Source organism: Stenotrophomonas sp. GD03958, assembly GCF_029839005.1.
In the GTDB taxonomy this organism is placed as follows: domain Bacteria; phylum Pseudomonadota; class Gammaproteobacteria; order Xanthomonadales; family Xanthomonadaceae; genus Stenotrophomonas; species Stenotrophomonas hibiscicola.
Window position 1 is genome coordinate 1 of record NZ_JAOBZT010000046.1, and the last position, 12,369, is coordinate 12,369.

Annotated in this window: 7 protein-coding genes; 1 reads left to right on the forward strand and 6 read right to left on the reverse strand. The window is 66.7% G+C overall.

The annotated features are described in order from the left end of the window. Window positions 1–470: 470 nt before the first annotated feature. A complete protein-coding gene (locus N5C25_RS13645; RefSeq protein WP_031269982.1) occupies window positions 471–1,445 on the reverse strand; it encodes an RluA family pseudouridine synthase in 975 nt (324 codons plus the stop codon). A 407-nt stretch (window positions 1,446–1,852) separates the two neighbouring features. Here N5C25_RS13645 and N5C25_RS13650 point away from each other — a divergent pair, with 407 nt between their 5' ends. After that, the gene (locus tag N5C25_RS13650; RefSeq protein WP_279937108.1) at window positions 1,853–5,149 is read left to right on the forward strand and encodes an Rne/Rng family ribonuclease; all 3,297 of its coding nucleotides are present in this window, start codon (window positions 1,853–1,855) and stop codon (window positions 5,147–5,149) included. Between the two features lie 116 nt (window positions 5,150–5,265). Here N5C25_RS13650 and N5C25_RS13655 read toward each other — a convergent pair whose 3' ends face one another. Genes N5C25_RS13655 through N5C25_RS13675 form a run of 5 tightly spaced genes read right to left on the reverse strand, consistent with a single transcriptional unit; the run spans window position 5,266 to window position 12,368 of the window. Continuing rightward, the gene (locus tag N5C25_RS13655) at window positions 5,266–6,150 is read right to left on the reverse strand and encodes an endonuclease/exonuclease/phosphatase family protein (protein WP_279937109.1); all 885 of its coding nucleotides are present in this window, start codon (window positions 6,148–6,150) and stop codon (window positions 5,266–5,268) included. Between the two features lie 2 nt (window positions 6,151–6,152). Then, window positions 6,153–9,320, reverse strand: a complete 3,168-nt coding sequence (locus N5C25_RS13660) for a discoidin domain-containing protein (RefSeq protein ID WP_279937110.1) — start codon at window positions 9,318–9,320, stop codon at window positions 6,153–6,155. Next, a complete protein-coding gene (locus tag N5C25_RS13665; RefSeq protein ID WP_005410322.1) occupies window positions 9,317–10,153 on the reverse strand; it encodes a carbohydrate ABC transporter permease in 837 nt (278 codons plus the stop codon). The genes N5C25_RS13660 and N5C25_RS13665 overlap by 4 nt, the downstream gene beginning before the upstream one ends. Next, window positions 10,150–11,031 (reverse strand): sugar ABC transporter permease, encoded by an 882-nt coding sequence (locus N5C25_RS13670; protein WP_005410323.1) that lies wholly within the window; start codon window positions 11,029–11,031, stop codon window positions 10,150–10,152. The genes N5C25_RS13665 and N5C25_RS13670 overlap by 4 nt, the downstream gene beginning before the upstream one ends. After that, a complete protein-coding gene (locus tag N5C25_RS13675) occupies window positions 11,028–12,368 on the reverse strand; it encodes a sugar ABC transporter substrate-binding protein (protein WP_227843315.1) in 1,341 nt (446 codons plus the stop codon). Before N5C25_RS13675 ends, N5C25_RS13670 begins: the two co-directional genes overlap by 4 nt. Window position 12,369 lies beyond the last annotated feature (1 nt).

Sequence of the window (12,369 nt, forward strand, 5' to 3'; positions counted from 1 at the left end):
TGTCCAAGTCTCGGGGGTCACTTCACCTTGGGGGCTTGGGCGCGCCATCCATGGCGCTTCACCCCCGCAAACCCACCTCGCCCGGCCTCTGACAGGCTATAGGCGTGCCAGCCGCGCGATGAAAGAATGAAAAAGCGAAGCCCGCGCTGCGCGCGTGAGTCGAGCGTGGCTCGACTCTACAAGGGCTGCGTGCGGGTATGGGTCTACGCTGCGGCTGTCAGGTCCGCCTTGTAGCGAGCCGAGCACCGCAGGTCCGGCGAGGGCGAAGAGGCGCGGGTGTCTGAGCGCAGCGAGTTCCGCGCCGGCCCTCGGCGGACCGAGGAGCGCAGGGTACCGGCGCGCAGCGCCGGCTCGCGGATGGCGGCGTGTTTCTTTGGTTACTTTCTTTGCACGAGCAAAGAAAGTGACGAGCCCACTCATCGCAGGAAAGCGACGGCGCCGACCAAGCACCCGGCGCCGCCGAACCGCCGTCAGCGCAGGCGGTCCAGCGCCTCAACCAGCTCATCCGCCAGCGGCGCGTTCAGCACGTATGGGCTCTTGCCGTCATCCAGCGCGAACTCCAGCGAAGCCGCGTGCAGAAACAGGCGCTTCAGCCCGATCTGCTCACGAAGCCGCTTGTTCACCGCCGGATCGCCGTACTTGTCGTCACCGGCCACCGGGTGGCCCAGATGCTGGGCGTGCACGCGGATCTGATGGGTGCGGCCAGTCTCGATGCGCACCTCGCAGTACGAATGGCCGCCGCGGCGCTCCAGCACCCGGAAGTGGCTGATCGATTCCTTGCCGATCGCGTTGACCTGCACATGGCGCTCGCCGCCCTGGCGCAGGCCCACGTGCAGCGGCGCGTCCACCGTCATCACGCCATCGGGCATGCGCCCGGCCAGCAGGGTCAGGTAGCGCTTGCGGATGCCGGCGCCATGGTCTTCACGCAGCAGGGCCTGCAGTTCACTCAGCGCCGAGCGCTTCTTGGCCACGATCAGCAGGCCGGAGGTGTCGCGATCCAGCCGATGGACCAGCTCCAGGGTCTGCCCCGGGCGCAGCGCGCGCAGGGTCTCGATCGCCCCGAAGCTGATGCCGCTGCCGCCATGACTGGCCACGCCAGAGGGCTTGTTCAGGGCCAGCAGGCGGGCATCCTCGAACACGATGGCCTGCTCCAGGCGGCGCATGAACGCCTCAGGTGGACCGGCCTTGTCTCCCTCCTCGCTGAGACGCACGGGTGGTACACGCACCTCATCGCCCGCCTCCAGCTTGCGCTCGGCCTTGGCGCGACCGCCGTTGACCCGCACCTGGCCACTGCGCACCAGCTTGTAGACCAGGCTGCGCGGGGCCCCCTTCAGCTGGCCGAGCAGGAAGTTGTCCAGGCGCTGGCCGGCGCGGTCGGCGGGAACGGTGATCATGCGCACGGAAGGCTTGTCGCCTGCGGGCTTGGTGGGGTCTTGGGCGGTCATCAGGCTGTTTATTCTGTTACACTCGGGGGGCGAGATAAGGGATTGATTTCGTTGGAAGTTACTCAGGGCCAGAAGCCCAGCTTCCGACGAATCCGGCACAGTGCGCGACCACCGCCCGCGGGGCGGCCATGTTAGCGGCTCACCGGCCTTCCCGGCCATCGCCGGATGCCTGACACGCAACCGTGCTGAACATGTCCCGCGTGGCGCTCCAGCCTGGCTGACAGCTGCCTGCGGCCCTGCAACACCCAAAACCCATAAGAGTGAAGCGCTCCCGCGGCCTGCCGTGGTGTCGTAGCGCTGGAAACCCAAGCCGCCCTCCCCGCGCTTGCGCGAATGGGCGGCGAGCCGTGTCCAGAGGCGAAACCCCATGGCGTTCCGCGCGGTAGCCGCTTGCGAGGAACGCAACAATGAAGCGAATGCTGATCAACGCAACGCAGGCTGAAGAGCTGCGTGTTGCCATCGTGGATGGCCAGTCGTTGTATGACATCGACATCGAGCAGCCGTCGAAGGAACAGAAGAAGTCCAACATCTACAAGGGCCGGATCTTCCGCATCGAGCCCTCGCTGGAAGCGGCCTTCGTCGAATACGGCGGTGGCCGCCATGGCTTCCTGCCGTTGAAGGAAATCTCCCGCGACTACTTCCAGGCCGGCGTCGACCACAACAAGGCCGGCATCCGCGAACTGCTGAAGGAAGGCCAGGAGATCGTCGTCCAGGTCGACAAGGAAGAGCGTGGCAACAAGGGCGCCGCCCTGACCACGTTCATCTCGCTGGCCGGCCGCTACATGGTGCTGATGCCGAACTCGCCCAGCGCCGGTGGTGTGTCCCGCCGCATCGAGGGCGAAGACCGGGCCGCGCTGAAGGACGCGCTGGACAAGCTGAATATTCCCGACGACATGGGCGTGATCATCCGTACCGCCGGCGTCGGCCGCGATGCGGAAGAACTGCAGTGGGACCTGGACTACCTGCTCAACGTCTGGCGCGCCATTGCCGAAGCCGCGCTGAGCAAGCCCGCTCCGTTCCTGATCTACCAGGAGTCGCGCCTGATCGTGCGCGCCCTGCGTGACTACCTGCGCGCCGACATCGGCGAGATCCTGGTGGACACCGAGGAGATGTACGAGCACGCCCGCGAGTTCATGCAGCAGGTGATGCCGCAGACCCTGCGCAAGCTCAAGCACTACAAGGACGACATCCCGCTGTTCAACCGCTTCCAGATCGAGTCGCAGATCGAAGGTGCATACGAGCGCAACGTGCGCCTGCCGTCGGGCGGCTCGATCGTGGTCGACCAGACCGAAGCACTGACCGCGGTCGACGTGAACTCCTCGCGCGCCACCAAGGGCAGCGACATCGAGGACACCGCGTTCCAGACCAACCTGGAAGCGGCCGAGGAAGTGGCCCGCCAGCTGCGCCTGCGCGACCTGGGTGGCCTGGTGGTCATCGATTTCATCGACATGGCCTCCAACAAGCACCAGCGCGAGGTCGAGAACCGCTTGGCCAACGCGCTGAAGTACGACCGGGCCCGCGTCCAGGTCGGCCGCATCTCGCGCTTCGGCCTGCTGGAAATGAGCCGCCAGCGCCTGCGCCCGAGCCTGGGCGAGTCCAGCCAGATCGTCTGCCCGCGCTGTGACGGCCACGGCCGCATGCGCAGCGTCGAGTCGCTGTCGCTGTCGATCATCCGCGTCGCCGAAGAGCATGCGATGAAGGAGAACACCGGGCAGGTGCTGGTGCAGGCCCCCGTGGAGATCGCCAATTACCTGCTGAACGAGAAGCGCAGCGCCCTGCGCGAGATCGAGCAGCGCCACGAGGCGCCGATCGTGATCGTCGCCGACGAGCAGCTGCATACCCCGCACTACACCGTCACCCGCCTGCGCGAGAATGAGTTGGGTGAAGAAAGCAGCAAGCCCAGTTATCAGCGCGGCACCCCGCGCAAGCTGCCGGTGCACGCGCTGACCAAGGGCCAGCTGAACATCCCGCCGCCGGCGGTGACCCAGGTCAAGCACACCTCGCCCGCCCCGGTTCGCGAGGAAGTTGAGCCGGCCAAGGCAGCCCCGGCCCCGGTCGCGGTCGCACCGACGGCCCCGGCCCCCAGCGGCGGCGTGATCGGCTGGCTCAAGCGCGTGTTCGGTGGCGAGCCGGCCCCGGCGCCGGCGCCGGCCGCTCCGGCGGCGCGTCAGTCGCAGGACGGTGGCCGCAAGGACCGCAACAAGGATCGCAACAAGGACCGCAAGGACCGTCGCGACGACAGTCGTGGCAATGGCAACGCGCAGCAGCAGAAGGATGGCGGCAACCGCAAGGACCGCAGCGAGCAGCGCAAGGACGGCCGCAACGGCAACAACGGCAATGCGCAGCAGCAGCCGCAGCAGGGCAAGCAGAAGGAGCCGCAGCACAAGGATGGCCAGCAGCAGCCGCAGCAGCAGAACAAGCCGCGCAACGAGCAGCAGGGCCAGAACCAGAACCAGCAGCCGAAGCTGAAGCAGCCCAAGCAGCCGCGCCCGCAGCAGCAGGACGGTGACAAGCCGGCCGAGAAGCCGCAGCGCAATGCCGCCGAAGCAGCTGCCGAAGCCGTGACCGCAGCGGCAGCCGTAGCCGCTACGGCCGTCGCCGCCAATGGGGTGAACGCGCAGGAAGCCACCGCCCCGGTCGCCCCGGTCGCCCCGGTCGCCCCGGTAGAAGCGGCCGCACCGGTCGACGCCGCTGCCAATGCGGCCAGTGCGACCGACGTCGTCGCAGTTGCCGGTGAAGAGGCTGCAACCGACGCCAATGGCGAGCAGGCTGGCGAAGGCGCAACCCGCCGTCGCCGTGGCCGTCGTGGTGGCCGTCGTCGTCGCCGCGGTGGCGCCGAAAACGCCGCCGGCAGCGACGCCCTGGGTGATGACCAGGACGAGGGTGATGACGGTGATGACGCCGACGGCGCCGAGCCGAACATCGACAGCACTGCCGGCACTGCGCCGGTCGCGGCTGTGCTGCCCACGCGTTCGCAGCCGGAGTTCGACTTCGATGACGAAGCCGAGCCGGTCGCTGTCGAAGCCGAGAAGCCAGCCCGTGCTGCCGCCGCTGTTGTCGCCGCGCCGGTTGCCGTGGTGAGCAGCGCTGTGGTCGAAGCCGCCGCCCCGGTCGTGGCTGAAGTGCAGGCACCGGTCGAGGCTGCGAAGACCGAAGCGGTGTCCTCGCCGGTGCAGACCAGCATGCTCGATGCCATCGACGCCGCGACCCCGGTCCAGCCGGTCGCCGCTGCCGCACCGGTCGCCAACGCCACTCCGGTGGTGGACGCTGCTGCGCCGGCCATCGAAGCAAAGCCGGTTGTGGCTGAAACGGCCGCGGTGGTTGAAGCCGCACCGGTGATCGAAGCGAAGCCGGTCGCAGTCGAGGCCGCGCCGGTCGTGGAATCGAAGCCGCAGGTGGTTGAAGCAACCCCGGTGGTTGAAACCAAGCCGGTGGCCAGTGAGAGTGCCCCGGTGGTGGAGGCCGCCCCGGCCGTTGAAGCCACGCCGGTCGTCGAGACTGCGCCGATCGTGGAACAGCCGGTCGCTCCGGTGGCGGTCGAAGCCGCACCGATCGAAGCCGCCGCCCCGAGCGCTGATGCGGTGGTGACGCCGTCGATCGATCCGGTCGCCGATGGCCATGTCGACGCTGCAGCCCAGGCTGCAGAAGCCAAGGCTGATGAAGAAGACGAAGAGGCCGCCAAGCGCACGCCGCCGGCGAACTGATCGCTCCTTGATAGCGTGAAAACGAACCGGCGGGGATCAATGATCCCCGCCGTTTTTGTTTGTGCTTCGGGCCGAACCGTGCCAACCAAGGTTGGCACCTACCCAAGCGTGTCCCGTCAGGGTTTCGGCGCGAACTGCAGGCGGGTCCACACGCCGTAGTGGTCCGAGGCCCAGCGACCGCTGTCGTCGGGCTGGTCGAACAGGATCTTCGCCTCGCGCGCGACCATCTCGTCCTGCTGGAAGAAGATGTGGTCGATCCGCGACGGCGCCTGGTAATAGTGGCGGTTGAGCGTACTGACCCCGGCAAGGTCGGTGTTCACGTGCACGCTGCCGTAGCTGTCGCCGTAGTGGCTGCGCAGCTCGCTCAGGTCGCCGGCATCCACCAGTGCATTGAAGTCGCCAGCAATCACCACTGGTGCACCGGCCGACGTTGCAGCGATGAAGCGCAGCAGGTCCTCGACCTGGCTGCGGCGGATGCGTTGCCCGTTCTCGTCACTGCGCTCGTTGAGATGCGTGGCGTAGACATTCACCGGCGTACCGTCGACGTCGATGCGCAGGTGGGCAACCGTGCGGTAGTCATCCAACGGCTGCAGCAGATGATCGCCGTGGGCAAGAATCGGCCGCCGGGTCAGCAATGCATTGCCGTAGCGTTTGGGCGCGCCGACCGGATCGGTGGACACGAACACGTACTTGTAGCCGAGTTGGTTGGCCAGCCATTGCGCCTGGTTTCGCACGTTGCGGCGCTGGATCACCTCCTGCAGGGCAACCGCATCCGGCTGCAGGCGCTTGAGCTCGGCCAGGATGGTGCGGCGGCGGCTTGGCCAGTCCTCGCGGTCATGATGCAGGTTAAAGGTGACCATGCTCATGCCTGGCGCGGTGGCAACGTCAGCCGCTGCCGCGGCGGCCGGCTCGGCCGCCATCGCCGCGCCCGGCAATGCCAATGCAATTGCCAGCCCCAGGGCACGCACGGTCGTGCGCACCCTTGCCCCCTGCTGCTTCATCGTTACTGCCCCTTGCGCTCGGCGCGGCGCACCGCGCTCGGTACATCGATCTCGACCCGCGCCGGCAGCTGGTGCACGTGCAGTTCCCTGTTGACCCATTCGGCCGCTTCACCGTTGATGGTCGCCTCGCCCGGATCACCGGCGTACGGCCACGGCAACACCACGCCACCGACCGGTGGCAGCAGGCCCGGCTGTACCTCCAGCACCAGCTGCTTGTCGCTGCGCTGCAGGCGGTAGTTGAGCTGGCCCTGCGGCGTGCGCAGGCCCTGAACGGCGATGCCCTCGCCCTGCAGCCACGCGCTCGGCACGCCAGCGGCCAGCACCAGCGCATCGTCCATGTCGCGGTTGTAAGCGAACATGTCCAGCGCCGAACGCACGAAATCCGAGGCCACCCACGCGTGCGGCAGGTCACCGACGAAGAACGGCTTGCGCGGGGTGCGCGAGACCACTTCGGCCCACTGGTTCCAAGCCTGCGGCGCACGGTCCTTGAAGAAGAATTCGGTGGCCTGCCAGGCGCGGTCACGCCAGCCCAGGCGCACGAACGCCGCCACGTTGCGCCACTCGTACGGGGTGTAGTCCTTCCACTCCCGCTTGCCATCGCGACGGGCCACGAACTCCTTCCAGTAGCGCTCGAAGGTCGCCTCCAGCGCCTGCTGCGGCAGTCGGCCCTGCTCGCCGCCCGGCGCCAGTGCGATGGTGGTCGAGGTCGCATCGAAATCGCCCAGCTCGGCCGAGCCCGGCAGGTAGTCGATCTTGTGCTGCTGCATCGCCGACAGCAGCGAAGCCTGCAGGTCACCACGGAACTGGTCACGCGATTCAGCGATCTGCATCGCCTCGACCTTGCCCAGCTGGGTCGCAAGCAGCGCCGCATCCTTGTAGCCGCGCAGCGCCCAGAAGTTGTCCCAGTACGAATGCATCGGCTTGGCCGAATAGCCTTCGTGGCTGATCGAGGCCGGCATCATCCCGTAGAAGGCCGGGTTGCGCGCGCGGTTCTCTTCGGTGCGCTCGCTGGCGCGCAGCTGCTCCATGTAGGTGTAAGCGCCCTGCACGTGCGGCCACATCAGCTCGGTGAAAGTGCTGTCGCCGGTATAGCGCCCGTACTCGGCGATGCTGTAGATCAGCTCACCGTGGCTGTCGTTCTCCGGCACCGGGTCGCTGCCGCGCGCGTCGACGCAGCACGGTACCTTGCCGTTCTCGAACTGGTACGGCGCATACCAGTTGATGTAGTCACGCACCGCATCGCTGCGCCCCATGCGCAGCAGGCCCTCGGAAATCATCGCGCCATCGCGGATCCAGCTGCGGGCATAGGAACGCGTGCCCGGCTGCAGGCGCGGCCCGACGCGCGAGATCAGCATGTGCGCGACTGCCGTGCGCAGGGTGTCGACCAGCGGCTGGCCCGCAGCGGGTACCTGCAGCGAGACCACGCCCAGCTTCTGCCGCCACTGCTCGGCCACCTGCGCCTGCGCCTTGGCCACGTCCAGCGCCTTCGGCGCCCAGCCACCGGTCTGCGGCAGTACCACCGCCACCTCGCGGCTCTGGCCGGGCTCGAGCTTGATCGTGTAGATCAACGCGCCCGACGCCATGCCGGTGCTGTCCTTCACTGCGGTGGCCGCCGGGTACTTGCCGTCCGCCAGATGCATCGCATCGAGCTTGCCATCGAACGTGCTGGCAAAGCGCGCATCCGGAACCTGCAGCGGGTAGATGCGCGGCTCACCGTTGACCCTCACCAGCTGCTCGCCGACATCCAGTGCATCGATGCGGCTGAAGCCACCGACGGTATTGAGGAACTGCGTTGGCGGATTGACCTGCCACGGCCGGATCGCCAGTGCCAGGGTGTATTCGTGCGCCACCTTGTCCGGATTGCTCAGCCGGTAGCGGCCGATCAGCTGCGCACGCTCCGGCGTGCCCTGCACGAAACCGGTCACCGCCAGGCCGGCCTTTTCATGCACCCAATCGACATTGGCGATCGGCAGGTAGTGATCCTGCAGCGACTGGGTGATGGCGACCTTTGACCAGTCCAGCAGCTTGCCATCGAGGCGGATGAACGGCTCGATGCTGAAGCTGCCCTTGGCCGGCTCCAGCGCGCCATCCTCGCTGATCAGCGCCTGCTCCTGGCCACCATCGAGGCCGAGCAGGGTCCAGTACGGCTGTTCGCCCACATAGGCACGCGGCAACGAGCCTCGCGGCAGATCGGCGGCCACCGAGGACAGGAAGGCATTGGGCGTGGCGGCGAAGGCCAGCGGCTTGAGTGCGATGTCACGGATGCCATAGCGCCAGTTCGGGCCATCGCGCAGATCGAAACGCACGTAGCGCGCGTCGGTATCCGGCAGCGCCAGCCAATCGCGCCCCCCCGCACCGCCGGTCACCTCGCGCACAGTGCGCCAGTCCCGGCCATCCTCGGACGTCCGCACGGTGTAGCGATTGGCTTCCAGGTTCGGCAGCCAATCGATCACTACACCGCCGATCTCGCGGCTCTTGTGCAGGTCCAGGCTGATGGTCTGCTGCTTGACGCCACCGCTGATCCAGAACGTGTCGCTCTTGCCGTCGATCATGCGGTCCTGCAGCGCGGTGGCCGTATCGGCAATCACTGATGGCACCAACGCCGAATCATCCTGCGGCGGCAGGCCCTGCAGGGTCAGCTTGTCGAAGCACACCGTGCCGCGGCCACCGACCTTGCTGTAGATCGTGAACTCGACGGCGGCGCTTCGTGCCATCTCCTTCTCGGGCGAGGGACCCCACGCCTTGTCGATCTGGCGCCGACGGTACTCGACCGGCGTCCACGCCTTGGGGAAGCTGTAGCCGGGCCGGTTGACCCACCAGACGTTGTCGCCGCTGGCATCGATCAGCTTGAACTGCAGGTCGTTGCCCGGCGATTCGCCACGCAACTGGAATCCGAAGCGGTAATTGACCGGGTACTCGATGTTCAGCGCGCGGCGGATGCCGACGTAGCCGGAGACATCGTGGAAGTCATAGTCCAGGCACAGCGCGCGGCCACCACCGGCACCACTGACCGGGCGCAGCGAACCGCTGACCTGGTCGGACAGCACCAGCGTCCAGGCTGCGATGTCGTCGAAGTCGTCCAGCACCTTCGGTGCCGGCAGCGCCGGAGGTGCGGCGATCGCCAGGGAAGTCCACAACAGGCCCAGTCCAACGGCGATCGCTCGCTTCATCCCTTGACGCTCCCCAGCAACAGACCTTGGATGTAGTACCGCTGCAGCACCAGGAACAGCGCCAGCACCGGGACCACGGTGACCACCGCGCCAGCCATCATCATTTCCACGTCCATGATGTGCTCGCGCGAGAGGGTGGCCAGTGCCACCGGCAAAGTGTAGTGCTCCTGGTCGGTCAGCACGATCAATGGCCACATGAAATCGTTCCATGCGCCCATGAAGGTGAAGATCGCCAGGGTCACCAGCACCGGCTTGAGCATCGGCAGCACGATCTGGAAGAAGATGCGCAGCTCCCCTGCCCCGTCGATGCGCGCCGCTTCCAGCAGTTCGTCCGGGATGGAACGCGCGTACTGGCGTACCAGGAAGATGCCGAACACGCTGGCCAGCGCCGGCACGATCACGCCACCGAAGCTGTTGACCAGGCCCAGCTGCTTCATCAGCAGGAACAGCGGCAGCATCGCCACCTGCGCCGGAATCACCAGCGCCGCCATCAGTACCTGGAACAGGCGCTCGCGGCCGACGAAGTTGAGCTTGGCGAAGGCGTAGCCGGCCATGGTGTTGAGCAGCAGCGAACCGACCGTGATGCCGAGCGACACCAGCAGGCTGTTGGCGAAGTTGCCACCCATGCCAGTGCGCGCGAACAGCTCATGGTAGTTGTGCGTGGTGATGCTGGAAGGCAGCAGCGGCGGCGGGAAATGGCTGGCCTCGCCCTGCGGCATGAACGAGACCGAGAGCATCCACAACAGCGGTGCCAGGCTGACCAGGGCCAGCACCAGCAACGCACCATTGATCAACCACGGGTACCAGCGCGACTGGCCGATTTCACGACTCATACCAACTGCCTCTTGCGGCCGAAACGCAGCATCACGGTGGTCACCGCCAGGATGATCAGGAACAGCAGGAACGCCACGGCGGAGGCGCGTCCCAGGTTCCACCACTTGAAGCCTTCCTCGAACATGAAATACAGCACGCTGACGGTGCTCTGCAGTGGGTCGCCGCGGGTCATCACGTAGGGTTCGGCGAACAGCTGGAAGTAGCCGGACACGGTGATCACGCCGACCACCAGCAGCACCGGGCCGAGCATCGGCAGGGTGATGTGCAGGAACTGCTTCCAGCGCGAGGCACCGTCGATGCGCGCGGCCTCGTACAGGTCATGCGGGATCGCCTGCAGGCCGGCCAGGAAGATCACCATGTTGTAGCCGAAGTTCTTCCACACCGCGAACAGCATGATGGTCGGCATCGCCCAGTTGGGATCGCCCAGCCAGTCGATCGGGCTGATGCCCAGATGGCCCAGGCCGTAGTTCACCAGGCCGTAGCTGGTATGGAACAGGTAGCGCCAGATCACCGCCACCGCCACCAGCGTGGTCACCACCGGCGCGAACAGCGCGGTGCGGAACAACGCCTTGAAGCGTGCGGCCGGCGCATTCAGCAGCATTGCCGCGCCCAGCGACACGCCGATCGACAAGGGCACACCGATCAACACGAAGTAAGTGGTATTCCACAGCGACTTCCAGAACATCGGGGTCTGCAGCAGATCGATGTAGTTGCCGAGGCCGACAAAGCGCAGGTTGCTGCTGTCAGCCAGGGCATACAGGTCGAAGTCGGTCACGCTCAGCGCCAGCGCCGAAGCCACCGGCAGGCCGAAGAACACGCCCAGCACGATCAGCGAGGGACCGGCGAAAATCCAGCCGGCGAGTGAAGTACGTTTCATTGCGCGCTCCCGGCGGCCACGGCACTGCTCGATTGCGGCGACGGAACGCGCTGCTGCAGGCGTTGTTGTTCATGCATCCAGCGGCGCTTTGCCAGCACCTTGTCCACGCGCTGGTCGAGTTCTTCGACGGCCTTGTCCTGCGGCAGGCCACCGCGCACCACCTTCTCGGTGACGATGCGCATTTCCTGCACGATGCGCTCCCATTCGAGCACCTTCGGCGTCGGCTTGACCCGCTCCAGCTGGTCACGGAACGCTGCGGCCAGCGGATCGTTGGCCAGCGACGGCGCACTCCACGTGCTGCGGCGTGGCGGCAGGTCGCCGATGATCGAATGGAAACGTGCCTGGATCTGCGGGCGCGACAGGAACTCGATCAGCTTCCACGACGCCTCCTTCTGCTGCGACTTGCGGAAGATCACCAGGCTGGTGCCACCGGCGATGCCCGCGCCCGGACCCTCCGGCCCCGGCAGCGCTGCGGTGCCCCACTGCCCTTCCAGTTCCTTCGGCTGCAGCTTCTTGAACTCGCGGATGTTCCATGGGCCGGAAATGTAGAAGACGTTGAAGCCGCGGAAGAACTCATCCCAGACGTTTGAGATCTGCGTCTCGGACATCTTCGGCGCCCAGCCCTGCTCGAACATGTTGGCGTAGAACGCCAGCGTGCGGCGGAAGCCGGGGCTGCTGAAGTTGCCGCGGGTGTCATCATCGCGCAGCAGCGGATCGGGCTGCTGCAGTGCCAGCGACAGCTGCTGCTCGAACTCGTTGATCGGCATCAGCACCGCATAGCGGTTCGGGCCCTGCATGCGCTTGATCGCTGCCATCTGCTCATCCCACTCCTGCCACGTGCGCGGCGGGTGGTCGTAGCCGGCCTTGGCCAGCAGGTCCTTGCGGTAGTAGATCAGGCGCGTATCGACATACCACGGCACGCCGACCAGCTCGCCGTGGATCACGTTGGTGTCCCAGATGCCCTGGAAATAGTCCTTCTCATCGACCACGGCAGAGTGATCGACGAACGGCTGCAACGGGGTCAGCGCATCGAGCTCGGCGAACTCCGGCACCCAGGTGTTGCCGAGCTGGCAGACGTCCGGCAGGCCGTCGGCGGCGAACGCGGTCAGCAGCTTTTCGTGCGCAGCGGTCCACGGGATGTTCTGCACGTCCACCTTGATGCCCGGGTTCTCGGCTTCGAACTCATGGATCAGTTCGCTGACCACCTCGGCTTCCCGGCCCATTGCCCAGAAACGCACAGTGGTGGTGCCCGGTTCGGTGCGGGCGCAGCCGGCCACGGCCAGTGCGGCCAGGGCTGGCAGTGTCCAGCGGCGCAGACGGTCGATCCAGTTCGGCATC